General features: G+C 65.4%; 23 protein-coding genes. 16 read left to right on the top strand and 7 right to left on the bottom strand.

Annotation, left to right across the window (positions count from 1 at the left end):
* The 5 genes from B4F07_RS16335 to B4F07_RS16315 all read left to right on the top strand — a co-directional run.
* Positions 1 to 306 (top strand): KUP/HAK/KT family potassium transporter (locus B4F07_RS16335; RefSeq protein WP_414711760.1); only part of this gene is annotated, 306 nt, incomplete at its 5' end.
* A gap of 6 nt (positions 307 to 312) precedes the next feature.
* Entirely contained in the window at positions 313 to 1,746 is a 1,434-nt protein-coding gene (locus B4F07_RS16330; RefSeq protein WP_293699012.1) for a DUF4118 domain-containing protein, read from the top strand.
* Complete coding sequence (locus B4F07_RS16325; RefSeq protein ID WP_293699014.1) at positions 1,743 to 2,423, top strand: response regulator; 681 nt, start codon at positions 1,743 to 1,745, stop codon at positions 2,421 to 2,423. Before B4F07_RS16330 ends, B4F07_RS16325 begins: the two co-directional genes overlap by 4 nt.
* A gap of 44 nt (positions 2,424 to 2,467) precedes the next feature.
* Complete coding sequence (locus B4F07_RS16320; RefSeq protein ID WP_293699016.1) at positions 2,468 to 4,636, top strand: primosomal protein N'; 2,169 nt, start codon at positions 2,468 to 2,470, stop codon at positions 4,634 to 4,636.
* Between the two features lie 81 nt (positions 4,637 to 4,717).
* The gene (locus B4F07_RS16315) at positions 4,718 to 6,262 is read left to right on the top strand and encodes a tetratricopeptide repeat protein (RefSeq protein ID WP_293704910.1); all 1,545 of its coding nucleotides are present in this window, start codon (positions 4,718 to 4,720) and stop codon (positions 6,260 to 6,262) included.
* A gap of 27 nt (positions 6,263 to 6,289) precedes the next feature.
* Here B4F07_RS16315 and B4F07_RS16310 read toward each other — a convergent pair whose 3' ends face one another.
* On the bottom strand, positions 6,290 to 6,430 hold the full coding sequence (locus B4F07_RS16310; RefSeq protein ID WP_293699022.1) for a hypothetical protein: 141 nt from the start codon (positions 6,428 to 6,430) through the stop codon (positions 6,290 to 6,292).
* Between the two features lie 76 nt (positions 6,431 to 6,506).
* Here B4F07_RS16310 and B4F07_RS16305 point away from each other — a divergent pair, with 76 nt between their 5' ends.
* Positions 6,507 to 7,889: a hypothetical protein gene (locus tag B4F07_RS16305; protein ID WP_293699024.1), complete on the top strand. Its 1,383-nt coding sequence runs from the start codon at positions 6,507 to 6,509 to the stop codon at positions 7,887 to 7,889.
* 78 nt (positions 7,890 to 7,967) lie between these two features.
* The gene (locus B4F07_RS16300; RefSeq protein WP_293699027.1) at positions 7,968 to 9,500 is read left to right on the top strand and encodes a tetratricopeptide repeat protein; all 1,533 of its coding nucleotides are present in this window, start codon (positions 7,968 to 7,970) and stop codon (positions 9,498 to 9,500) included.
* 7 nt (positions 9,501 to 9,507) lie between these two features.
* Here the strand turns inward: B4F07_RS16300 and B4F07_RS16295 are convergent, their stop codons facing one another.
* The 3 genes from B4F07_RS16295 to B4F07_RS16285 are packed head-to-tail and all read right to left on the bottom strand — an operon-like array spanning position 9,508 to position 11,770.
* On the bottom strand, positions 9,508 to 10,266 hold the full coding sequence (locus B4F07_RS16295; protein WP_293699030.1) for an isocitrate lyase/PEP mutase family protein: 759 nt from the start codon (positions 10,264 to 10,266) through the stop codon (positions 9,508 to 9,510).
* Complete coding sequence (gene ada, locus B4F07_RS16290; protein WP_293699033.1) at positions 10,266 to 11,303, bottom strand: bifunctional DNA-binding transcriptional regulator/O6-methylguanine-DNA methyltransferase Ada; 1,038 nt, start codon at positions 11,301 to 11,303, stop codon at positions 10,266 to 10,268. The genes B4F07_RS16295 and ada overlap by 1 nt, the downstream gene beginning before the upstream one ends.
* Complete coding sequence (locus tag B4F07_RS16285) at positions 11,300 to 11,770, bottom strand: DUF1203 domain-containing protein (RefSeq protein ID WP_293699035.1); 471 nt, start codon at positions 11,768 to 11,770, stop codon at positions 11,300 to 11,302. The genes ada and B4F07_RS16285 overlap by 4 nt, the downstream gene beginning before the upstream one ends.
* 103 nt (positions 11,771 to 11,873) lie before the next feature.
* Here B4F07_RS16285 and B4F07_RS16280 point away from each other — a divergent pair, with 103 nt between their 5' ends.
* From B4F07_RS16280 to B4F07_RS16270, 3 genes are read left to right on the top strand one after another with little or no spacing between them, the layout of a single operon-like run.
* Positions 11,874 to 13,421 (top strand): S1C family serine protease, encoded by a 1,548-nt coding sequence (locus B4F07_RS16280; RefSeq protein WP_293699038.1) that lies wholly within the window; start codon positions 11,874 to 11,876, stop codon positions 13,419 to 13,421.
* 31 nt (positions 13,422 to 13,452) lie between these two features.
* Complete coding sequence (locus B4F07_RS16275) at positions 13,453 to 13,701, top strand: type II toxin-antitoxin system Phd/YefM family antitoxin (protein WP_293699041.1); 249 nt, start codon at positions 13,453 to 13,455, stop codon at positions 13,699 to 13,701.
* Positions 13,688 to 13,975: a type II toxin-antitoxin system RelE family toxin gene (locus B4F07_RS16270; protein ID WP_293699044.1), complete on the top strand. Its 288-nt coding sequence runs from the start codon at positions 13,688 to 13,690 to the stop codon at positions 13,973 to 13,975. The genes B4F07_RS16275 and B4F07_RS16270 overlap by 14 nt, the downstream gene beginning before the upstream one ends.
* On the opposite strand, the gene B4F07_RS16265 is transcribed toward B4F07_RS16270, so the two are convergent.
* Positions 13,972 to 14,769 carry an alpha/beta hydrolase gene (locus tag B4F07_RS16265; protein WP_293699048.1) on the bottom strand — a complete coding sequence of 266 codons (798 nt, stop codon included), beginning with the start codon at positions 14,767 to 14,769 and terminating at the stop codon, positions 13,972 to 13,974. The two genes, B4F07_RS16270 and B4F07_RS16265, sit on opposite strands and share 4 nt — an antisense overlap.
* On the bottom strand, positions 14,766 to 15,443 hold the full coding sequence (locus B4F07_RS16260; protein ID WP_293699051.1) for a dienelactone hydrolase family protein: 678 nt from the start codon (positions 15,441 to 15,443) through the stop codon (positions 14,766 to 14,768). Before B4F07_RS16260 ends, B4F07_RS16265 begins: the two co-directional genes overlap by 4 nt.
* A 261-nt stretch (positions 15,444 to 15,704) precedes the next feature.
* Here B4F07_RS16260 and B4F07_RS16255 point away from each other — a divergent pair, with 261 nt between their 5' ends.
* From B4F07_RS16255 to B4F07_RS16230, 6 genes are all read left to right on the top strand, one after another.
* On the top strand, positions 15,705 to 16,271 hold the full coding sequence (locus B4F07_RS16255) for a F0F1 ATP synthase subunit delta (protein ID WP_293699053.1): 567 nt from the start codon (positions 15,705 to 15,707) through the stop codon (positions 16,269 to 16,271).
* 40 nt (positions 16,272 to 16,311) lie between these two features.
* Positions 16,312 to 17,841 carry a F0F1 ATP synthase subunit alpha gene (atpA, locus tag B4F07_RS16250; RefSeq protein WP_293699056.1) on the top strand — a complete coding sequence of 510 codons (1,530 nt, stop codon included), beginning with the start codon at positions 16,312 to 16,314 and terminating at the stop codon, positions 17,839 to 17,841.
* A gap of 95 nt (positions 17,842 to 17,936) precedes the next feature.
* Positions 17,937 to 18,812, top strand: a complete 876-nt coding sequence (locus tag B4F07_RS16245; protein WP_293699058.1) for a F0F1 ATP synthase subunit gamma — start codon at positions 17,937 to 17,939, stop codon at positions 18,810 to 18,812.
* 24 nt (positions 18,813 to 18,836) lie between these two features.
* Positions 18,837 to 20,375, top strand: a complete 1,539-nt coding sequence (gene atpD / locus B4F07_RS16240; RefSeq protein ID WP_293699061.1) for a F0F1 ATP synthase subunit beta — start codon at positions 18,837 to 18,839, stop codon at positions 20,373 to 20,375.
* A 150-nt stretch (positions 20,376 to 20,525) separates the two neighbouring features.
* Positions 20,526 to 20,783: an ATP synthase F1 subunit epsilon gene (locus tag B4F07_RS16235; RefSeq protein WP_293699063.1), complete on the top strand. Its 258-nt coding sequence runs from the start codon at positions 20,526 to 20,528 to the stop codon at positions 20,781 to 20,783.
* A 192-nt stretch (positions 20,784 to 20,975) separates the two neighbouring features.
* Positions 20,976 to 22,472 (top strand): CpaF family protein, encoded by a 1,497-nt coding sequence (locus B4F07_RS16230; RefSeq protein WP_293699066.1) that lies wholly within the window; start codon positions 20,976 to 20,978, stop codon positions 22,470 to 22,472.
* Between the two features lie 177 nt (positions 22,473 to 22,649).
* Here B4F07_RS16230 and B4F07_RS16225 read toward each other — a convergent pair whose 3' ends face one another.
* Positions 22,650 to 22,823, bottom strand: coding sequence for a hypothetical protein (locus B4F07_RS16225; RefSeq protein WP_293699069.1), 174 nt, complete (start codon positions 22,821 to 22,823; stop codon positions 22,650 to 22,652).
* Between the last annotated feature and the right edge of the window lie 55 nt (positions 22,824 to 22,878).

The raw sequence follows: 22,878 nt of genomic DNA, 5'->3' as shown, positions 1-22,878 counted from the left end.
CCCCCCGCCGATCGGCTCGAACAACGGCCGCTGGTCGGCGGCTTCGTCGCGGCCCGGCTGACCTATGGTTATATGGACCGCATCGACGTGCCGAGCGACCTTGGCGCTGCGGGCTTGCTCACGGGAACGGGCGGCGCATCCTTTTTCGTCGGTCGCAACGCGATCCGCGCCGCGACCCGGCCGGGGATGCCGCTGATCCCGCTGCTGATCTTTCGCTTCCTCCACCGCAACGCCGCCGATCCGACCGCCTTCTTCGGTATCCCGACGAACCGTGTGGTGGAACTTGGGTCGCAAATCGAGCTATAACGGGCCATGCGCACCAGCCCCGCCGGTTATCTGATCACCCTTGCCGGGGTCGCGCTGGTCGCACTGGTCACCCATGCGGCGCTGCCCCACCTTGGCCTCGCCTCGGCAGCGCTGCTGTTTCTGCTGCCGGTGCTGGCGGCGTCGGTGCGCTTTGGCACCGGTCCGGCGCTGGTCGCGGCGGCCGGCGGCGCGCTCGCCTTCAACTTTTTATTGCTGCCGCCGCGTTTCACGTTTCGCATCGACGGGTTCGACCATATCGTTTCGGTCGCCGTGTTCCTGGCGGTCGCACTGGTGACGAGCCGGTTGGCGGCCGAACTGCGCGCGCGCGAGGCCGAGGCCAATGCCCGCGCCGCGGCGCACGCCGAACAGGCCGAATTCGCCGCCCTGCTCTCCGGCGACACCCCCGACGTGCTCACGCGGGCGCTTGCGTGGATCGCGGCGCGATACGGCGCCGCACGGCTGATCGCCCGCGATGCCCTGCCCTCCGAGGATTCGGCGCTGTCGAGCCTTGACCTCTCGGCTGCGGGCTGGGCGCTGCAGGGAGCCGAAGCGGCAGGGCATGGCAGCGACACCATGCCCGCGAGCGGCTGGAGCTTTCTGCCTTTTGCGCCGGGGCATCCGGGCGGCAGCGGGCTGGTCGCGGTCGCCCGACCGATGTCGGGGACGACCCGAAGGGCGGAAGAAATGACCCAGCTACAAGCGCTGGCGCGACTGATCGGGCAGGCGCGCGACCGGCTCGCGCTGGCGGACGAACGCCAGAGCCGCGAGCGGCTGGAGGATCGCGATGCGCTGCGCCGCACGCTGCTCGCAGCGATGGCGCATGATTTCCGCACCCCGCTAACCGTGCTGGCGGGGGAAGTGGCGGCGCTGGACGGCGATCCGGCGGCGAAGGATCGCACCCTCGCCCAGGTTCATCGGCTTGGTGCGATGATGGACGATCTGGTCGGTGCAGCGCGAATCGAAGGCGGCGCACTCGACCCGCAGATCGAAGCGGTCGACCTGATCGATTGCATCGACGCCGCGTGCGATCGGCTGGCGAGCGCACTCGCTGCCCATCAGGTCGAACGGACGCTGCCCGCCGACCTGCCGCTGGTCGCCGCCGACCCGGTGCTGCTGACCCATATCCTCGTCAATCTGATCGGCAACGCAGCGCGCCATGCCCGCGCCCGAATCGCGATCTCGGCGAGCCCAGAGGACGGCAGCATCCAGCTGCACGTTGATGACGACGGCGCTGGCATCGCCGATGACCTGCAAGACCGGCTATTCGATCGATTCGCGCGCGGCGCAGGGAGCGACCGCGATGGCGGCAGCGGCCTTGGCCTTGCGATCGTCAAGGGATTTGCCGACGCCATGGCGTTGACCGTAGGCGCCGGCGCGGCACCGGGTGGCGGAGCGCGCTTCACTCTCGCCCTGCCGCTGCGTCAGGTCACGATCGCATGACGCGGGTGCTGGTCGTCGACGACGAGGCCGCCATTCTGCGGCTGGTATCGGCAGTGCTCGAACGCGGCGGGTTCACCGCTGTTCCGGCGGCCACGGCGCGCGCCGCGCTGGCCGAGTTCGAGCGCGCAGTTCCCGACGCGGCGATCGTCGACCTGGGCCTGCCCGACATGGATGGCGTCGAGCTCGTCGCTGCGTTGCGTCAGCGAATGAGCGGGCCGCTGATCGTGCTGACGGCGCGCGACGCGACCGGCGACAAGATCGCGGCGCTCGACCTGGGCGCCGACGATTATGTCACCAAGCCCTTCGACGGCGACGAGCTGCTTGCGCGGCTGCGCGCGGCGCTGCGCCGCGCCGGGCGCGCGATTGCCGCCGACGGGGTGCTGCGCCACGGGCCGCTCGAAATCGACCCCGCGCGCCATGAATTGCGACTGGATGGCAGGCAGGTAACACTAACCCCGCGCGAGTTTTTAGTGATGGAAGTATTGATTGCTGCCGGGGGACGCCTGGTCATCCACGCCGATCTGCTCCGCCGCGTTTGGGGACCGTCGCATGTCGGCGACAGCGATTATCTACGCGTTGTCGTCCGGGCTTTGCGGCTGAAGCTGGAGGCCGATCCGTCAGCGCCGACCCTGATCCGCAACGAACCCGGCATCGGGTATCGACTCGGCGAGGTTTAGCGCGCTTTCCTATTTTACCCGCCGCCCTATATCCTCCCCCTCCCATGACCCGCGCCCGCGTCCTTCTCCTCACCGCCGCCCTCGGCCCGCTCGACTATCGTGTCCCGCAGGGCAGCGAAGCGCCGCTCGGCAGCGTCGTCATTGCACCGCTCGGCCCGCGGCGGATGGGCGGCGTCGTGTGGGAGGAGGCGAGTTTTGGGGCGCCTGAGGCGGTCGGCGACAATCGCCTGCGCAATCTTTACGAAGTCGTTGACGTCCCCCCGATCGCGGCGCCGCTGCGCCGTCTGGTCGAATGGACCAGCGACTATTATCTCGCGCCGCCGGGGTCGGTGCTGCGGATGGTGCTGCCCGGGGTCGCGTTCGCCGATGCGAAGCGCCCGATCGTCGAATATCGCGCCACTGGTGAATTGCCCGCCCGGATGACCCCGCAACGCACCGTCGCGCTCGAAAAGATCGGCGACCGGCAGGGCATGGTGCGCGAACTCGCCGCGCTCGCCGAGGTCAGCGAGGCGGTGATCCGCGGCCTCGTGAATACCGGCGCGCTCGAAGCTGTGACCGTATCGGCGGACCAGCCCTACCCCCACCCCGATCCCGCCTTCGCGCCGCCCGACCTGTCCGCCGAACAGATTGCCGCCGCCGCGCAGCTGACCGCCGCCGTCACCGCCGAGAAATTCGAAACGCTGCTGCTCGACGGGGTCACCGGGTCGGGCAAGACCGAAGTCTATATGGAGGCGATCGCCGCCGCGATCGCTGCGGGCAAGCAGGCACTCGTCCTGCTCCCCGAAATCGCGCTGACCGAACCGATGCTGACGCGCTTCGCTGCACGCTTCGGCTGCGAACCGGTGGCTTGGCATAGCGGGCTGCGCTCCACCGAGCGCCGCCGCGCCTGGCATGCGATTGCCGCGGGCGAGGCAAACATCGTCGTCGGCGCGCGCTCGGCCCTGTTCCTGCCCTATGCCAACCTCGGGGTCATCGTCGTCGACGAGGCGCATGAAACGAGCTTCAAGCAAGAGGACGGCGTCCACTATCACGCGCGCGACGTCGCGGTGATGCGCGGGCATTTCGAGGGATTGCCCGTCATCCTCGCCAGCGCCACCCCCGCGCTCGAAAGCCTCGCGATGGTCGAGGCGGGGCGCTATCGCCACATCATCCTGCCCGCGCGCTTCGGCGGTGCCACGCTGCCCGATCTCGCGGCGATCGACATGCGCAGCGACCCGCCCGACCGCGGCCGCTGGCTCGCGCCGCCGCTCGTCGATGCCCTCGCCGACCGGCTCAACAAGGGCGAGCAAAGCCTGCTATTCCTCAACCGCCGCGGCTTTGCGCCGCTGACGCTCTGCCGCACCTGCGGCCATCGCATCCAGTGCCCCAACTGTACCGCATGGATGGTCGAGCACCGCCTCGTCCACCGCCTCGCCTGTCACCATTGCGGCCATGTCATGCCGCCGCCGCGCCTCTGCCCGGAATGTGACGACGAGGACAGCCTCGTCGCCTGCGGCCCCGGGGTCGAGCGCGTCGCCGACGAGATCGCGCTGCGCTTTCCCGCGGCGCGCGTCGCGATCGTCACCAGCGACACCCTGTGGTCGCCCGCGAAAGCCGCCGAGTTCGTCGACAATGTCGAGGGCGGGTTGGTCGACATCATCATCGGCACCCAGCTGGTCACCAAGGGCTATCATTTCCCGAACCTGACCCTCGTCGGGGTGGTCGATGCTGACTTGGGTCTCGACGGCGGCGACCTGCGCGCATCCGAGCGCACCTTTCAGCAGATCGCGCAGGTCGCGGGGCGCGCCGGACGCGGGGTCAAACCCGGCGAGGTGCTGATCCAGACGCGCGTTCCCGACGCGCCGGTGATGGCGGCGCTGGTCGCGAACGACCGCGACGGATTCTACGCCGCCGAGGCCGCATCGCGCAAAGCGGCGGGCGCGCCGCCCTATGGCCGCTTCGCCGCGCTGGTCATTTCGTCCGAAGACATCGAAGTCGCGCGCGGCGTCGCGCAGCGGTTGGGGGCGAAGGCGCCGGTCGCCGAGGGGCTCGCGGTTTATGGCCCTGCCCCCGCTCCGCTCGCGATGCTCCGCGGTCGCCACCGCTTCCGCCTGCTGCTCCACGCCCCGCGCAGTTTCGACCTGCAAGGCACGATCCGCGTGTGGGTGGCCAGCATCGACTGGCCAAGCAAGGCGCGGCTGGCGATCGACATCGATCCCTACAGTTTCGTCTGACCGCACAGGACTTTACAGTCGGCGGACGGCTTGGCAGCATGGCGGGGAAACTTAATCCGGGGGGATCGCATGAAAACGGGCATGATGAGGCGGCTGTGCGCGGCGATTGCGCTGTTCCTCTGCTGCGCGGCGCAGCCCGCCGCCGCGCGCTGGCTGCGCGCCGACACCAACAACTTCATCATCTACAGCGAAGGCGACGAAAAATCGCTGCGCCGCTTTGCCGAAAACCTGCAGCTTTTCGACGCAACCCTGCGCCACCGCTTCAACGTGCCGGGCGGGTTTGAACCCAACCGGCTGACCATTTACCTGTTGCGCGAGGCGGCGGACGTCAATCGGCTATCAGGCGGGAGACTGGGGCCGGGAACCGCCGGATTCTACAGCGTCACCCCCGACGGCAGCTTTGCCGTGTCGAACCGCGAGAATGACGACAGCACCGGACGCGGCACCCCGGCGTCGCAGCAGATATTGTTTCACGAATACAGCCATCATTTCATGAAACGCTATATGCCGGCCGCGTTTCCGGCCTGGTTTATTGAGGGTTTTGCCGAATATCTGTCGACGGTGGATTTCGAGAAGGATGGCCGCCCCGCGGTCGGCATGCCGGTGTACAGCCGCGCCTATGGCCTGCTCGCGCTGCCGAAAATCCCCGCCGAACGGTTGCTGACCGAACGGCCGACTGCCATGAAGAGTTTGGCCCAGCAGGATGCCTATTATGGGCGCGCCTGGCTGCTGACCCACATGCTCTATTCGGACCCGGCGCGCTCCGGGCAATTGCTGACCTATATGCAGGCGATCAACCGCGGCGACGACCCGGCCAAGGCCGGGCCTGCGGCATTCGGTGATCTGGCGAAGCTCGACAAGGAGCTCAACGCTTACATGAACCGCCGCTTGAACTATACGCTGCTCCACAAGGCGATGGTGGTTGAGGGCGCGATCAGCATAACGCCGTTGTCCGCCGCCGAAGACGCGCTGCTGCCGCTGCGTCTGGCGCGGTTGAGCGCGAGCGACGATCAGGAGCGGCGGGCCAAGATCACCGCCGACCTCCAGAAACTGGCGGCACTCCATCCCGGCGATGCGGGAGTCTGGTTCGAACTGGCCGCCAGTGAATGGGACAAAGGCGACGAGCACCGCGACTTGGCCGCGACCCGCGCTGCGGTGGACAAGGCGCTGGCGCTGAAGGCCGATCATGTCCGGGCCAATGTCTTGCTCGGGAGGTTGCTGGCCGCAGAGATGGACGCAAAGGGCGATTATAGCGATGCCGCGTGGCGCGCGGTGCGTAAACCGATTGCCCTGGCCAACCGCACCAACCCCGACGATCCGCTGCCGCTGTTCGAATTCTTCCAGTCCTACGTCAGCCAGGGGCAGCGTCCGCCCGCCATCGCGTTGCAGGGGTTGGCGCAGGCCTTTTCGCTGGAACCGGAAAATGTCACGATCCGCATGAACCATGCTTTTGCGCTGGCCAATGCGGGCAAATTCGACGCGGCGACGAACCTGGCCAAAACGATCGCCTTCAACCCGCACGATCGTGGTACCGGGCAGAATTTGCTCGACCAGATCGAAGCCATGCGGCAGCGCGGCAAGGATGGAACGGTGACCGATGCCGATGTCGGGGCGGCCGAGGATTGAGCGAGCGGCGGTGGGCCTCGCCGTCGATCAACCGGGAATGAGGAACGGGACTGTGATGCTGAAAATTGCCGCGCGGATTGTTTTCGCAACGATAACATTGGCCATGGCGGCAACCGCCACGACGGTGCGCGCCGAATGATGGGAGGCGCGCACCAGCCATTTCGTCATCTATTCCGAAACCAAGCGCGAGGACGCCGAAACTTTCGCGCGCGACCTTGAACGCTTCGACAATGCGTTGCGATCGATGCAGAACATGCCCGTGCCCGGTCCCGATGTCGGTGACGCCAACCGGCTGAAAGTCTATTGCACCGGCGACACCGACCGGCTCGGCTATATCCTGAACGCATCGGGCGCGGGGATTGGCGGCATCTATTTCGGCCGCGCGGGCAATCCGAGCTCGTTCGTTCCGGCACGCGAGAAACGATCCTTGTCGCGCGGCATCGACACCAGCGGCCCCCAGCTCGACATCCGCTCGACGCTGTTCCACGAATATACCCATCATTTCATGCTGACCAATTTCAGTACCGCCTATCCGCACTGGTACACCGAGGGGTTCGCGGAACTGTACAGCACGATCCGGTTCAACCCCGACGGCAGTTTTCACGTCGGCGACGTACCGCAGCATCGCGGCGAGATGCTCAAACAGCTGTCGGACACAAAGCTGACTCGGCTGCTGGACACCAAGGTCAAGCTGAGCGGGCTCGAATATTACCAGTCGTACAGCTTTGGCTGGCTGCTCGCCCATTATCTCAATTTCCACCCGGCGCGGAAGGGGCAGATCCAGACCTATTTGTCGGCGGTCAACCGGGGCGAAGATTCGCTCGCTGCCGCGAAGGCTGCGTTCGGCGACCTCGATGCGCTGCAACGCGAGGTGCGCCGCTACAAGAGCGGCCCCTTTCTGGGCTACGATATCAAGCCCGCCAATTATGTCGAACCCGTCGTCACGATGCGCCGGATGACCGCCGCCGAAGAAGCGGTGATGCATGCACATATGCGCTCGATACGCGGCGTGACGCGGTCGCAGGCGAAGGACGTCGCAAGCGACCTGCGGCGCAACGCCGCGCCTTATCCTGACAGCCTCTTTGCCCAGTTAGCGCTGGCCGAGGCGGAGATTGACGCGCAAAATTTCGACGCCGCCGCCGACCGCGCGATCGCGATCAACGCCGAATCGCCGCTCGCGCATTATTGGAAGGGCATGGTGGCGATGGGCGGCGGCGAAAATGACAAGGCGGCCTATGCCGCGGCGCGGCCGCATCTGGTGAAAGCACGGCGTCTGGACCCCAAGGATCCGCGTCCTGCCATCGCCTATTACCAATCCTTCTATGACGCGGCCGAAGCGGTTCCCGAGCCCGCCATCATCGCGCTGGAGGAAGTGTTCCCCTATGCATCCTATGATCCCACGTACCGCCTTCTGCTCGGCCGCCAGCTGCTCGACGAGAAAAAGGGCGACATCGCGCGCAGCGTGCTCGCCCCGATCGCCTTCGGATCGCACAGCAGTGACGAGGAAAATCCGCTGCAGGCCGTCATCGCCGCGATCGACGCGAAAAATCTGGACGAAGCGCGCACCAAGATGGCCGAGATCTTTAAGAAGGCAAAGGACGCCCGCGACGGCAAGAACGCGCGCTGATTGTCAGGCGTATAGAGGACTTTACAGCCGGAGTCGGGACTGGCAGCACGAATGCAAATGCCAGCCGGGAGCAGCAGGATGATCAGGATTCGCGTGACGATGGGCGCGGCCATATTGGCCGTAATCGCGACCCCGGCGCGCGCCGAATGGCTGCGCGCCGATACGGAAAGCTTCATCATCTATAGCGAGAGCAACGAAAAGCAGCTCCGCGATTTTGCTGCCAACCTGCAACGCTTCGACACGACGCTGCGGCTGGTGTTCAACGTCGCCGCTAAGGGCGAGGAAAGCCGCTTGCCAATCTATCTGCTGCCCGGCCGCGAAGATGTAGCGCGCCTGGCGACGGGCTCGCGCAGCGCCCCGGTTGCTGGCTTCTACCGGCAGGACCGTGACGGCAGTTTTGCGCTATCGCACCGTCAGAACGACAGCAGCGCGCCCGGCACCTCACCCGCGCAGCAGGTGCTGTTCCACGAATATAGCCATCATTTCATGAAGCGGCATTTGCGCGTCGCCTTTCCGGGCTGGTTCATCGAAGGGTTCGCCGAATATTATTCGACGGTCGATTTCGACAAGGAAGGGCGGGCGATGATCGGCCAGCCCGCCTATCGCCGCGCCTATGGCCTGCTGATGCTGCCCAAGATGCCCGCCGAACGCGTCCTGCTGGAACCACCCAGCGCGATGCGGAGCCGCGGCCAGACCGACGTATATTACGGCCGGTCGTGGTTGCTGACCCACATGCTGTTCCACGATCCGGGGCGCGCCAATCAGGTGAACGCCTATACCAATGCGATCAACGCCGGCACTGAACCGCGCAAGGCCGCGACCGACGCCTTTGGCGATCTCGCGCAGCTGGACAAGGACCTCAACCGTTATGTCCAAGGGCGGTTGTCCTATCGCACGACGCGCGATCCGGTGCCGGTATCAACGACGATCAAGATTACGCCCCTGTCGGCGGACGAGGATGCCGCGATGATGTTGCGCATCGAACGGCTGAACGCCCGCGGCGATCAGGCCCGTTTGACCAAGGTGCGCGACGACCTGCGCGCGCTCGCCACAAAACTGCCGACCAATCCCGATCTCCAGTACGAACTGGCCGCCGCCGAATGGGATATCGCACCCGCGACCCGGGACTTGGCGGCGATGCGCGCGGCGCTGGACAAGCTGCTGGCGGCCAAGCCCGAGCATGTGCGCGGTAACGTCCTGCTGGGGCAGTTGCAGCTCTATGAACTGCGCCAAAAGGGGGAAACCGATCCGGCCGCGTGGAAAACGGCACGGCGACCGATTCAGATCGCCAATCGCGCCGATCCCAACGACCCGATCCCGCTCTACGCCTATTTCCAGAGTTTTCTGATCGAGAGGACGCGGCCGAGCGACATGGCGATCAAGGGACTGGAACGCGCCTTTGTCCTGACCCCTGAAAATCTCAACTTGCGCAGCGCCTATGCCGTGTCGCTCGCGCATCTCGGGCGCTTTGAACCCGCGATCAATCTGGCGAAGACGGTTGCGTTCGACCCGCACGACAATGGCCGCGGCGATGCATTGCTGAAACGGATCGAAACGATGCGCGATCGCGGTACCGGGCCGCAACAGACGCCGGAAGACGATAGCGACTGACGCCTGGTCAATAATCGGGTTCGGCGCCGCGCAGCACTTGGCGCGCCTGACCCGTGAGCCACGCCATCGCCGCCGCCCAGGGCTGGTGTCCGTGGCTGATTCGCGCGACGCCGAGGCTCGCGAGGTCCTTGTGCGTCGGCCCGCCCTTGCCGCGCAGGATGTTGACCGGCAGCGGCGAGGCGTCGCAGATCGCGGCGATGCATTTGGGGTCGAGCAGGAAAGGCACGAACAACGACCCGGCCCCCGCATCGGCATAGGCGCGCGCGCGTTCGAGCGTCGCGGCAACCAGCGTGTCGCCGTCCTGGGCGACGTCGGCGCCGCGGAAGGTGTCGCAGCGCGCGTTGACGAAGATGCCGGTGTCGGCGGCAGCGCGATAGCGTGCCACCGCATCGGGGATCGCCAGCAGCGCGGTCTGGCCCGGCAGCCGGTCCTCCATATTGATCCCCGCCGCTCCCGCCGCCTTGGCGCGCGCGACCGAAATGCCGACCGCCGCCGGATCGGCGCCATAGCCCGACTCCATGTCGATCGTGACCGGCAGGTCGGTCACCCTCAGGATGCGCGCCAGATTTTCGAACACGTCCTCGAGCGGAAAATCCTCGCCATCGGCGCGGCCCTGTGCGCCCGCTACGCCGAAGCTGCCGGTCGCGATCGCCTTCGCCCCCGCCGCGGCCACCGCCTTCGCGCTCCCCGCATCCCAGATGTTGACGAGGATCAGCGGGTCGCCGGGGACATGCAGCGCGCGAAATTCAGCAATCTTGTCGGACATCAAAAGCTCTCCCGCTTGAGCAATTCTTCCTTGATCGGCAGGCCGTAAGCATAGCCGCCGAGCGTCCCGTCGCTGCGCACCACGCGGTGGCAGGGGATCAGCACCGCGACATTGTTCGCGCCATTGGCGCTCCCCGCGGCGCGCACCGCCTTGGGTTTGCCCACTGCGGCGGCAATGTCGGCATAGCTGCGCGTCTCGCCCGCCGGGATCCGGCGCAGCTCGCGCCACACCGCTTCCTGAAAGGCGGTGCCTTTGACGTCGATCGGGATATGGTCGAAGCCGTCGGTCGGGGCTTCGACCGCAGCGACGACCTGTTTCAGCAGCGCCGCAAATTCATCACCGCCCTCGACGAGATCGGCGGCAGGGAAACGCTCCTCCAACGCCGCACGCCCTTCGGCGAACGACAGACGGCAAACCCCCTTGTCGGTCGCAGCGACGAGCATGTCGCCGAGGCTGGTCGGCACCACCGCCCAGTGGATCGTCACCCCCCGGCCGCCGTTCACCCATGCCGACGCCGTCATACCCATCCGTCCCTCCATATTGTCATAGAAACGCGACGGCCCTGAAAAACCCGCGTCGTAAATTGCGTCGGTGACCCGCCCGACCTCGCTCAGCGCCTGCCGCGCGCGCTCGTCGCGCAAAGCTCGCGCATAAGCGGCGGGCGACAGGCCGGTGTGGCGGGTGAAGACGCGCTGGAAATGCGTCGGCGAATAGCCGGTGCGGCCCGCCAGATCGGCGAGCGCGAGCGGCTCCTCGCTCGCCTTGATCGCGTGGATTGCGGCGATCACCGCGCCCTCGTCGCGCGCGACATCGTCGGGCAGGCACCGCTTGCATGGGCGCAGCCCGGTCGCGCGGGCCGCCGCGCCATCGGCAAAGAAGCGGACATTGTCGCGCAGTGGATGGCGCGCCGCGCAGCTCGGCCGGCAATAGATGCCGGTGGTCAGCACCCCGGTGACGAAACGCCCGTCGAGCGCGCGGTCGCGGCGCAGCACCGCCGCCCAGCGCGCATCGTCGGTCATGGTCTCGGCGGTGCTCATGCCCCATCCCTTTCGATCCGCGCCGCGAAGCAGCCATGCGCGGCGTTGTGCGCGTCGATATAGGCGATGCCCGCGTCGGCGAACAGGTCGCGGATCGCCGCATCGGCCTCGCCCGGACCCGCGAGCCGTGCGGTTTGCAGCATCCCCGCTGCGTCAAAAGCACGCAGCGCGATGGGTCGGCCCGCGAACACTGGCGGCAGTTCGTCGCGATAGCTTGCGGCGTCGACACCTGACCGCACATAAATCGCATAGGCGCTGCGATAGGGCGTCGCGACATCGTGGCTGATGTGGTGGAGCAGGATCAATTCCTCCCCCGCGCGCGCATCCTGCAAGCTTATCCGGCAGGGGAAGCCCATGTCGGCGGTTGCCGTAACGCGGCGCGCGTTGATCGCCGCGAGTTCGGTGTCATTCAGCGCGAACAGCGGCGCAAAACGGTCGGCGCTGAGTCCCTGGATCGAATAGGTCATCGGGTCTTTCCTTCTTCTTCGGTCGCCGCAGTCTTCCCACGACCACGCCCACCGGTGCGTCCCGATGCTTGCGTTCAAACTTGGCTCGGCTAGGTTCCGCGCCATGACCCGCATCTTGCCCCTGCTGCTCGCCCTCTTTGCCCTCATCCTCCCCGCGCGCGCCGCCGACGATATCAGCGCCGCATCGCGCAGCGTCGTGCGGGTCGTCACCGTCGCGATGGTCGACGGCGAAGTGGTCGGGTTCGGCCATGGCAGCGGCATCGCGATTTCGCCGACGCGCATTGTCACCAACGCGCATGTCGTCGAATCGGCGGTCCAATATCCGAACAATGTCGCGCTCGGCGTCGTCCCATCGGAGGGGAAGAAAAGCTATGCCGCGAAACTGATCGCGATTGATACCGCACGCGACCTAGCGCTGATCGAAATCACCGAGGCGCGCCTGCCCGCCGCCGCCATCTATACCGGCCCGCTCGAATCGGGCGCCGATATCGTCGCGCTCGGATATCCGGGCAATGTCGATCTCGCGACCGCGCGCAGCGCCAATGATTATATCACCCCGCGCACCCCGACGCGCAGCGAAGGCAATCTGTCGAACACCCAGAGCGTCGACGGGGTCGCGATGCTGATCCACACCGCGAAAATTTCGCGCGGCAATTCGGGCGGCCCGCTCGTCGACGCGTGCGGGCGCATCACCGGCATCAACACCGCGATCACCCGCGCGGATGACGGCGATTCGCCCTTTGCCTTCGCGATTTCGGCGCGCGAATTGACCCGCTTTCTGACCGACGCCGATCAAAGCTATGCCAGCGTTGGCACGCCGTGCCTGTCGCTGGCCGAGGCCGACGCGCGTGACCGCGCCGCGATGGATGCCGAGGCGCGCGCCAGCGCCGAGGCCAATGCCGCCAAGGACGCCGCCGCAAAACTCGACCGCGAGCTCAAGCAGGCTCGCGCCGAGGAAGAAGCGCTGGCATCGCGCGAAAATCGCATTGCACTGGCTGGCGTGCTGTTCGTGATCGGCGCACTCGCCGCGGGCGCAGGGCTGCTCTTCTACAGCCAGCAGAATATGCGCAACGCCAAGATCGCTGGCGGCGCCGGCGCGGTGCTGATGATCGGCGCGGCGGTGCTGTTTATCACCCGCCCCGACGCACGCGCCGAGCTTGCCGCCGACAGCGCGCCGCCAACGACGACCACCGAACCCAAGCTGGCCGAGGGGAATTTTCTCTGCACGATCCGCACCGACCGCAGCCGCATTACGGTATCGGCGACCACCGACGTGCCGGTGAAAATCGGTGCCGGCGGCTGCGTCAACGACCGTACCCAATATACCAAGGGCGCCGACGACCGCTGGCAGCGCATCCTGGTCCCCAATGAGGAAGCGACGGTTACCGTCGCGTCGATCGATGCGACCGGCCGCGACTATCGCGTCGACCGTTATCTGCTCGATGCCGAGGCGATGACCAAGGCGCGCGAAATCCGCGCCGGGGCGACGGTCAAGAGCTGCACCGCAGACCCCGACGCGCTCGCCGGCCTCGCCGCGCAACAGGACGCGATCCGCAGCGCGCTGCCCGCCAGCCCGAACGAGCGACTCGTCTATCGCTGCCAGCCCGCGGCGGGTGGCGGCGCGGCGGTCAAACCGGCGACTGCGCCTTGACATGACCAGTTAAAAGACCTATTAACTGGTCATGGGAAAACCTCTTCTCGCCGACTACGGCATCAGCATTTCGGAACTCAAAAAGAACCCGTCGGCTGCCATCCGCGCCGCCGACGGCGCGCCGGTTGCGATCCTCAACCGCAACACACCCGAAGCCTATCTTGTTCCCGCCGAAGCGTGGGAGGAGATTATGGACACGCTCGACGATATGAGGCTGGCGGAAATCGTGCGCGAGCGGGCAGGGCAAGAGGAAATCGAGGTCTCGATTGACGACCTATAGGCTAACCTTCCTTCGCGACGCGGAGAAGGAATGGAAAAAGCTCGACAAGACAGTCCAGACACAATTTGCGAAAAAACTGCGCGAACGGCTGGGCAATCCGCGCGTACCGTCGGCGCGGCTGCACGACATGCCCGACTGCTACAAGATCAAGCTGCGCAAGGTCGGATACCGGCTGGTCTATCGCGTCTTCGACGACCGCATCGTGGTTCAGGTTGTCGCGGTTGGCAAACGCGAACGCAATGAAGCCTATGCGGCCGCGGCGCGCCGCATTTAGGGTCGGGTTTTCAGGTTTCCGTTGATCCAATCCACCAGAATCGCCTGCGCCGCCGGGGTATAAGCCAGCTCATGCCCCGCTCCGGCGACCAAAACGACGGTCGCATCGGGCCGCGCGCGTCGGAGCCGCTCCAGATTGGCGGGCTTCACCAACGTATCGTCGGCGCCGTGCATCAGGAAAACGGGCGCCTTAACCCGCGCCAGCTTGCCGGCATTGTCGAAGCGGTCGCGCACCAGCCAGCGTGGGACGAAAGGCATCGCCTCCCCCACGACATCGGGGAGGCTGGAAAAGCCCGACACGAGCATCAACGCGGCAACGTCATGGCGCAGCGCCATTTCGGTCGCCGGTCCTGACCCGATCGAATTGCCGACGACGATGACCTCGCGCGCCGCGATCCCTTCGGCCGCCAGCCAGCGTATCGCTGCGTCGCCGTCACGATACAGCCCCGCCTCCCCCGGCGATCCGGGATTGCCGCCATAGCCGCGATATTCGACGAGCATCAGCCCGTTGCCGTTCGCCGCGAGCCCCCGCGTCGCCTCAATCGCGCCGAGCAGATTGTCGCCATTGCCGTGGAAGAAGACGATGGTGCGCTGACCCGGCTGCGCAGTGCGATAGAAGGCGGAAAGGTGCAGCCCGTCGTCGGTCTGCGGGTGGACCAGCCGGAAACCCGGCGGCGGCCCCTGCGGATATTGGCTTGGTGCCGGGAAAATCAGCTGCCGCTGCTGCGTGTAAAGCAGCGCCGTCGCCGCGACGACAAAAACGAGGAAGAACAGGCCCAGCTTGGCGAGGCTCACCCCCCGCACGCCTTGAACAGCATCAAGGTCCGCTCGCGCGCCAGCTCGGCGCTCGGTTCGTGATAATCCTTGCGCCGGTCGCTGTTGAAACCGTGCCCCGCTTCGTAAACGAAGATCTGCGCGGTCGGGTGGTCCTTGGCGATCAGCGCCTCGACCCCTTCCATCGGGATGCCGCCGTCGAACCGGCCGAAATGGGCGATGGTTGCGCAGCGGGGCGCCTCTTCCTTGAACATCGTCGGCACCAGGCTGCCATAATAGGCGCTGGCGGCGGCGACATCGGGGCTGATCTGCGCCATCCGCCACGCGACCGAGCCACCGTAGCAATAGCCGGTGATGAACACCGGGCCTTTGCCCTTCAAAGCATCGACGCACGTCTGCGCATCCTTCAGGCTCTGCTCGAACGGGTGCAGTTCGCGCGCGAGCTGCACCGCGCGCTCGAACTGCGGCCCCGAATAGTCGCTCTCGAACCCCGGATGCTCGCGGTCGAACAGCGCCGGGGACAGCACCTCATACCCGTCGATGGCATATTCGTCGCACAGCTCGCGGATATGATCGGTGACCCCGAAAATTTCCTGCACCAGCACCAGCCCGCCCCGGCGTTCGCCGGTCGGCTCGGCGTGATAGACCGCGATCTCGGCGCCATCGTCCATCGTCATCCGAATCATCTCGCCCATGCACCTAACTCCTCTTCCGTACGTGCTGAGCTTGTCGAAGCGCAGTCCTTCTTGGGCGCCTTTTGGAGAAAGAGCGGCCCTTCGACAAGCTCAGGGCAAACGGCTTTGCGGACGGACTCGGATTCACCCCACCCCCGCCTTGCATTGCAGCAAAATCGTTGCTAGGCGCGCCGCGACTTCGCTGCGGGGGATATTCTCGAATATCCGCTTAAAACCCGCGCGGCCCATCCCCCACGGGATCGTAGCAAAGGACTTTCACGCGTGGAGAATTCCGGCGGCATTCAAGGCAACATCACGGCGGGCCTCGCGGGCCGCTATGCGGTCGCTTTGTTCGATCTGGCACGCGAATCGAACGCGATCGACGCGGTCGCCAAGAGCCTGAGCGACCTGCGCGCAGGTCTGGCCGAATCGGCCGACCTGTCGGCGCTGATCGCCAGCCCGGTTGTCGGTCGCACCGACGCCGCCAACGCGGTCGGCGCGGTCGCCCAGGCGATGAAACTCGATTCGCTGACCGCCAAATTCCTGGGCGTGCTCGCCGAGAATCGCCGTCTGGCCGACCTGCCCAAGATGATCGACGCGTTCGACGCGATCGTCGCAGATCATCGCGGCGAAGTGACCGCCAAGGTCACCAGCGCGCACCCGCTTTCCGCCGAGCAGCTCAAAGCGCTGACCGCGAACCTCAAATCCCGTGTCGGGCGCGACGTTTCCGTCGCGACGACCGTCGATCCCGCCATCCTCGGCGGCCTCGTCGTCCAGCTGGGCAGCCAGCTGATCGACGGCAGCATCCGTACCCGTCTCAACAGTTTCGCCCAGGCGATGAAGGGCTGAAAAGCCCGTACGCCCAATTGCCCCGATGAAAGGCTAAACAATGGAAATCCGCGCCGCTGAAATCAGCAAGGTCATCAAGGACCAGATCGCCAATTTCGGCACCGACGCCACGGTCAGCGAAATCGGTCAGGTGCTGTCGGTCGGCGACGGCATCGCCCGCGTCCACGGCCTCGACAATGTCCAGGCCGGTGAAATGGTCGAATTCGCCAACGGCGTACAGGGCATGGCCCTGAACCTCGAAGCCGACAACGTCGGCATCGTGATCTTCGGCAGCGACGCCGAGATCAAGGAAGGCGACCAGGTCAAGCGCACCGGCACGATCGTCGACGTCCCCGTCGGCAAGGGCCTGCTCGGCCGCGTCGTCGATGGCCTCGGCAATCCGATCGACGGCAAGGGTCCGATCAAGGCCGACAAGCGCATGCGCGTCGAAGTGAAGGCACCGGGAATCATCCCGCGCACCTCGGTTCACGAACCCGTCCAGACCGGCCTGAAGGCGCTCGACGCCCTCGTCCCCGTCGGCCGCGGCCAGCGCGAACTGATCATCGGCGATCGCCAGACCGGCAAGACCGCGGTCGCGATCGACACCTTCATCAACCAGAAGGCCGCCAACGCGGGCGACGACGAGTCGAAGAAGCTCTATTGCATCTATGTCGCCGTCGGCCAGAAGCGCTCGACCGTCGCGCAGATCGTCCGCCAGCTCGAAGAAAATGGCGCGATGGAATATTCGATCGTCGTCGCCGCGACCGCGTCGGAGCCCGCTCCGCTGCAGTTCCTCGCGCCCTACACCGGCTGCACGATGGGCGAATTTTTCCGCGACAACGGCATGCACGCCGTCATCGTCTATGACGATCTGTCGAAGCAGGCCGTCGCTTACCGCCAGATGTCGCTGCTGCTGCGCCGCCCGCCGGGCCGCGAAGCCTATCCTGGCGACGTTTTCTATCTGCACAGCCGCCTGCTCGAGCGCGCTGCCAAGATGAACAGCGACAATGGTTCGGGTTCGCTCACCGCGCTGCCGATCATCGAAACGCAGGCGGGCGACGTTTCGGCGTACATCCCGACCAACGTGATTTCGATCACCGACGGCCAGATCTTCCTCGAAACCGGCCTGTTCAACGCCGGTATCCGCCCGGCGATCAACGTCGGCCTGTCGGTGAGCCGCGTCGGCTCGGCCGCGCAGACCAAGGCGATGAAAAAGGTGTCGGGCTCGATCAAGCTCGAGCTCGCCCAGTATCGCGAAATGGAAGCCTTCGCCCAGTTCGGTTCGGATCTTGACGCGTCGACGCAGAAGCTGCTCAACCGCGGCGCGCGCTTGACCCAGCTGCTCAAGCAGGCGCAGTTCCAGCCGATGCCGTTCGAAGAACAGACCGCGTCGATCTTTGCCGGCACCAACGGCTTCCTCGACAATGTCGCGACGACCGACGTCAACCGCTACGAACAGGCGATGCTCGCCTATCTGCGCAGCGACCACCCGCAGGTGCTGGCGGCGATCCGCGACACCAAGGATCTGGGCGACGACGCCAAAAAGGGTCTGGTCGCGGCGCTCGAAGCGTTCGGCAAGATTTTCGCTTAATCCACCCACCTCGTCATCCCGGCGAAGGCCGGGGTCTCGACGGTGAGATCCCGGCCTTCGCCGGGATGACGAAGCAAAGGTAGAAGACGGGACGTATGGCCAGTCTGAAGGAACTCAAAGGGCGGATCGGCTCGGTCAAATCGACCCAGAAGATCACCAAGGCCAAGAAAATGGTCGCCGCGGCCAAACTGCGCCGTGCGCAGGCGGCCGCCGAAGCTGCGCGCCCCTATGCTGAACGGCTCGAAGGCGTCGTCGCCAGCCTGGCGTCGAAGGTCGGCGGGTCCGATTCGGCGCCGCAGCTGCTCGCCGGCACCGGCAAGAGCGACACGCATCTGCTCGTCGTCCTCAACAGCGACCGCGGCCTTGCCGGCGCGTTCAACTCGAACATCGTCCGCGCCGCGCGCGACAAGGCGCTCGAATTGCAGGCGCAGGGCAAGAAGGTTCTCTTCTTCCTCGTCGGCCGCAAGGGCCGTCCGGTCATCGCGCGCCTGTTCGCGGGCCAGATCGTCGAGCAGTATGAAACCACCGGCATCCGCGACATCGGGTTCGAGCAGGCCCAGGACATCGCCGCCAAGGTGATGGAGATGTACGAAGCCGGCGCCTTCGACGTCGCGCATCTTTTCTATTCGAAATTCCGCTCGGCGCTCCTTCAGGAAGCCACCGGCCAGCAGCTGATCCCCGTCCCCGCCCCGGTCGATGTTCCGGCATCGAGCGGCGCCGCGGTCGAATATGAGCCCGACGAAGAAGCGATCCTCGCCGATCTCTTGCCGCGCAACATCACGATCCAGATCTTCAAGGGCCTGCTGGAAAATGCCGCATCCGAACAGGGCGCGTCAATGACCGCGATGGACAATGCGACGCGCAACGCGGGCGACCTGATCAACAAGCTGACCATCATTTACAACCGCACGCGTCAGGCGGCGATTACCACTGAACTGATTGAAATCATCGCTGGCGCCGAAGCGCTCTAAACGATCAACCCGAGGAACAAGACAATGGCAACCGCACCCGCCCCTGAAAAGAAGGCACCCGCCAAGAAAGCCGCCGCGCCCAAGGCTGCTGCACCGAAAAAGGCCGCTGCGCCCAAGGCCGCCAGCACCGGCATCGCCACCGGTCGCATCGCGCAGGTCATCGGCGCCGTCGTCGACGTCCAGTTCACCGGCGAGCTGCCCGCGATTCTGAACGCGCTCGAAACCGACAACAACGGCAACCGCCTCGTTCTCGAAGTCGCGCAGCACCTCGGTGAAAACACTGTCCGCACCATCGCGATGGACGCGACCGACGGCCTGACCCGCGGCCAGCCAGTTCGCGACACCGGCGCGCAGATTTCGGTGCCGGTCGGCCCGCAGACGCTCGGCCGCATCCTCAACGTCATCGGCGAGCCGATCGACGAACGCGGCCCGGTCGTCACCGACCTGCGTTCGCCGATCCACGCCAAGGCGCCGGAATTCGTCGACCAGTCGACCGAGTCGAGCATCCTTGTGACCGGCATCAAGGTCATCGACCTGATCGCGCCTTACGCCAAGGGCGGCAAGATCGGCCTGTTCGGCGGCGCGGGCGTTGGCAAGACCGTGCTCATTCAGGAACTGATCAACAACATCGCCAAGGGCCATGGTGGTACGTCGGTGTTCGCGGGCGTCGGCGAACGCACCCGCGAAGGCAATGATCTCTACCACGAATTCCTCGACGCCGGGGTTATCGCCAAGGACGCCGACGGCAACCCGACCCCCGAGGGATCGAAGGTGGCGCTGGTGTTCGGCCAGATGAACGAGCCCCCGGGCGCCCGTGCTCGCGTTGCGCTGTCGGGCCTGACCATCGCCGAGTATTTCCGCGACGTCGAAGGCCAGGACGTGCTGTTCTTCGTCGACAACATCTTCCGCTTTACTCAGGCGGGTTCGGAAGTGTCGGCGCTGCTCGGCCGTATTCCGTCGGCGGTGGGCTATCAGCCGACGCTGTCGACCGACATGGGCGCGCTGCAGGAACGCATTACCTCGACCAACAAGGGTTCGATCACCTCGGTCCAGGCCATTTACGTTCCCGCGGATGACTTGACCGACCCTGCTCCGGCCACCTCCTTCGCTCACTTGGACGCGACGACGACGCTGAACCGCGCGATTTCGGAACTCGGCATCTATCCGGCGGTCGATCCGCTCGATTCGACCAGCCGCGTGCTGACTGCCGCGATCGTCGGGCAGGAGCATTATGAAACGGCCCGCCGCGTTCAGGAAACGCTGCAGAAGTACAAGTCACTGCAGGATATCATCGCGATTCTCGGCATGGACGAGCTTTCGGAAGAAGATAAGCTGGTCGTCGCCCGCGCGCGCAAGATCCAGCGCTTCCTGTCGCAGCCGTTCCACGTCGCCGAAGTCTTCACCAACATCCCCGGCAAGTTCGTGGCGATCGAAGACACGGTGAAATCGTTCAAGGCGGTCGTCGACGGCGAATATGACCATCTGCCCGAAGCGGCCTTCTACATGGTCGGCGGCATCGACGAAGCGGTCGCCAAGGCCGCGAAGCTCGCCGAAGACGCGTAACAAACCTACACCCCTCCCCGCACGGGAGGGGCAGCGAGACTTGTCAGCTTGCTGACTAGTCGCAGCGGGGTGGGCATCGAAGCATGGTGCTAGGCCGATAGCCCCACCCCAACCCCTCCCCTGAAGGGGAGGGGCTTTAGGAATGAAGACATGGCTCTGAAGTTCGAACTCGTCACCCCGGCCCGCCTTGAGCGGTCGATCGAGGTCTATATGGTCACCGTGCCCGGCGCCGAGGGCGATTTCTCGGTGCTCGAAGGCCATGCGCCGTTCATGGCAACGCTGCGCAATGCGCCGCTGACCATCTACGCCACCCAGGGCGCTGCGCCCGAGGTGATCGAAGTCGAAGGCGGCTTTGCCGAGGTTAACGAGTCGGGCCTGACCGTCCTCGCCGAACGCATCGCCGCCTGATTCTTTCCGCCGTCCACGGCAGAAACAAAGCCCGCATCCCCATCGGATGCGGGCTTTTTTATGTCCGCCCCACAATCGCCCCGCGCATTAGGATAATGTCAAAGTTTCCACTTTATTCACCGTGTCGGATGGGGGTGCGTCTACCGCTTGCGGCGATGCCTCCGACAGGATTTGGAAAGCAGGACAAAGCGAATGAGTGCATTCGGACGCCGACCCGGAACCGCTGGCCGCCCCGCCTTTGGCGTGGCAAAGCCGATGCAGGGTGGACCCGGCATGGGCGGCGGCGCGCAATTCCCGGCCCTCGACACCCCGCCCGCGATCGAAATTCCGCAAATGCCATCGCACCTGTCGCCCGAAGAAGAAGCGATGGAGCGGCTGAACCTGCGGTCTACCGCCGAGGCGATGGAGCCCGAAAAGGCGCAAGGGTTTGAAGCCAGCGTTCACAAGATCAAGGAACAGGTGCTGCCGCGCCTGCTCGAACGTGTCGATCCCGAGGCCGCGGCGACGCTTTCGAAGGACGAGCTGACCGAGGAATTCCGCCCGATTATCCTCGAAGTGCTCGCCGAGCTGCGCATCACGCTCAACCGCCGCGAGCAGTTCGCGCTCGAAAAAGTGCTCGTCGACGAGCTGCTCGGCTTCGGCCCGCTCGAAGAATTGCTCGCCGACCCCGATATTTCGGACATCATGGTCAACGGCCCGTATCAGACCTATATCGAAAAAAAGGGCCAGTTGGTCCTCGCGCCGATTCAGTTCCGTGACGAACAGCATCTGTTCCAGATCGCGCAGCGGATCTGCAACCTCGTCGGCCGCCGCGTCGACCAGACCACCCCGCTTGCCGACGCCCGTCTGAAGGACGGCAGCCGCGTTAACGTGATCGTGCCGCCGCTCTCCTTGCGCGGTACCGCGATCTCGATTCGTAAATTCTCGGCCAAGCCGATCACGCTCGACATGCTGTGCCAATGGGGCGCGATGAGCCAGAAGATGTGTACCGCGCTCAAGATCGCGGGCGCCAGCCGCTTCAACATCGTTATCTCGGGCGGCACTGGCTCGGGCAAGACGACGATGCTCAACGCGCTGTCGAAAATGATCGACCCCGGCGAGCGCGTGCTGACCATCGAGGACGCCGCCGAACTTCGCCTGCAACAGCCGCACTGGCTGCCGCTCGAAACGCGCCCGGCGAACCTGGAGGGCAATGGCGCGATCCACATGGGCGACCTCGTCAAGAACGCGCTGCGTATGCGCCCCGACCGCATCATCATGGGTGAGGTTCGCGGCGCCGAATGTTTCGACCTACTCGCCGCGATGAACACCGGTCACGATGGGTCGATGTGTACGCTGCACAGCAACAGCCCGCGCGAGTGCCTGGGCCGTATGGAAAATATGGTTCTGATGGGCGACGTGAAGATCCCGAAGGAAGCGATTTCGAAACAGATCGCCGACTCGGTCGACATGGTCATCCAGATCAAGCGCCTGCGCGACGGCTCGCGCCGCGTCACCAACGTCACCGAAGTGATCGGCATGGAAGGCGACGTCATCGTCACCCAGGAATTGTTCAAGTTCGAATATCTCGACGAGGACAAGGACGGCAAGATCGTCGGCGAATATCGCGCGATGGGCCTGCGCCCCTATACGCTGGAAAAAGCGCGCCAGTACGGCTTCGATCAGCCGTATCTCGAGGCGTGTCTGTAATCCTTATCCCTCTCCCCCCTGTGGGAGAGGGTTGCGCAGACTTGCCAGCTTGCTGGCTAGTCGAAGCTGGGTGAGGGGTTCAGACTTTGCGCACAAAAGCTGCGGTAGAACCCTCATCCAACTCCACCTAATCGCTTCGCGATAAGACTCCATATCCTTCTCCCGATGGGAGAAGAATTAGGGCTTCAACGCCAACGCCGCCGCCAGAATCGCCACTCCAACCCCCGCCAGCATAATCCCCCGCCACGGCATGAATCCGACCGCATCGACGTCGCGCCGGTTGCGGCGGCGATAGTCGGCAACCTCGGCTGCCACGGCAATTGCGGCACCCGCCGCACTGACAATCAGCATCGACCCTTGCATTGACGCGCGCACCTTCGCAAACAGGGACCAGTCCCCCCCAAGA

Origin of the sequence: Sphingopyxis sp. UBA6723, assembly GCF_002454115.1 — a bacterium.
Lineage (GTDB): Bacteria > Pseudomonadota > Alphaproteobacteria > Sphingomonadales > Sphingomonadaceae > Sphingopyxis.
The sequence above is the reverse complement of the archived record's forward strand: the minus strand, read 5'-3'. Positions and strand labels throughout refer to the sequence as shown.

Excerpts from the sequence above, each read along its gene's own strand:
- B4F07_RS16225 (WP_293699069.1), bottom strand. The coding sequence starts at position 22,823 with ATGCTGATTGTCAGTGCGGCGGGTGCCGCAATTGCCGTGGCAGCCGAG.
- B4F07_RS16245 (WP_293699058.1), top strand. The coding sequence starts at position 17,937 with ATGGCCAGTCTGAAGGAACTCAAAGGGCGGATCGGCTCGGTCAAATCG.
- B4F07_RS16325 (WP_293699014.1), top strand. The coding sequence starts at position 1,743 with ATGACGCGGGTGCTGGTCGTCGACGACGAGGCCGCCATTCTGCGGCTG.
- ada (WP_293699033.1), bottom strand. The coding sequence starts at position 11,303 with ATGAGCACCGCCGAGACCATGACCGACGATGCGCGCTGGGCGGCGGTG.
- B4F07_RS16300 (WP_293699027.1), top strand. The coding sequence starts at position 7,968 with ATGATCAGGATTCGCGTGACGATGGGCGCGGCCATATTGGCCGTAATC.
- B4F07_RS16235 (WP_293699063.1), top strand. The coding sequence starts at position 20,526 with ATGGCTCTGAAGTTCGAACTCGTCACCCCGGCCCGCCTTGAGCGGTCG.
- B4F07_RS16230 (WP_293699066.1), top strand. The coding sequence starts at position 20,976 with ATGAGTGCATTCGGACGCCGACCCGGAACCGCTGGCCGCCCCGCCTTT.
- atpD (WP_293699061.1), top strand. The coding sequence starts at position 18,837 with ATGGCAACCGCACCCGCCCCTGAAAAGAAGGCACCCGCCAAGAAAGCC.
- B4F07_RS16260 (WP_293699051.1), bottom strand. The coding sequence starts at position 15,443 with ATGGGCGAGATGATTCGGATGACGATGGACGATGGCGCCGAGATCGCG.
- B4F07_RS16320 (WP_293699016.1), top strand. The coding sequence starts at position 2,468 with ATGACCCGCGCCCGCGTCCTTCTCCTCACCGCCGCCCTCGGCCCGCTC.
- B4F07_RS16315 (WP_293704910.1), top strand. The coding sequence starts at position 4,718 with ATGATGAGGCGGCTGTGCGCGGCGATTGCGCTGTTCCTCTGCTGCGCG.
- atpA (WP_293699056.1), top strand. The coding sequence starts at position 16,312 with ATGGAAATCCGCGCCGCTGAAATCAGCAAGGTCATCAAGGACCAGATC.
- B4F07_RS16305 (WP_293699024.1), top strand. The coding sequence starts at position 6,507 with ATGCAGAACATGCCCGTGCCCGGTCCCGATGTCGGTGACGCCAACCGG.
- B4F07_RS16330 (WP_293699012.1), top strand. The coding sequence starts at position 313 with ATGCGCACCAGCCCCGCCGGTTATCTGATCACCCTTGCCGGGGTCGCG.
- B4F07_RS16275 (WP_293699041.1), top strand. The coding sequence starts at position 13,453 with ATGGGAAAACCTCTTCTCGCCGACTACGGCATCAGCATTTCGGAACTC.
- B4F07_RS16310 (WP_293699022.1), bottom strand. The coding sequence starts at position 6,430 with ATGACGAAATGGCTGGTGCGCGCCTCCCATCATTCGGCGCGCACCGTC.
- B4F07_RS16295 (WP_293699030.1), bottom strand. The coding sequence starts at position 10,266 with ATGTCCGACAAGATTGCTGAATTTCGCGCGCTGCATGTCCCCGGCGAC.
- B4F07_RS16280 (WP_293699038.1), top strand. The coding sequence starts at position 11,874 with ATGACCCGCATCTTGCCCCTGCTGCTCGCCCTCTTTGCCCTCATCCTC.
- B4F07_RS16285 (WP_293699035.1), bottom strand. The coding sequence starts at position 11,770 with ATGACCTATTCGATCCAGGGACTCAGCGCCGACCGTTTTGCGCCGCTG.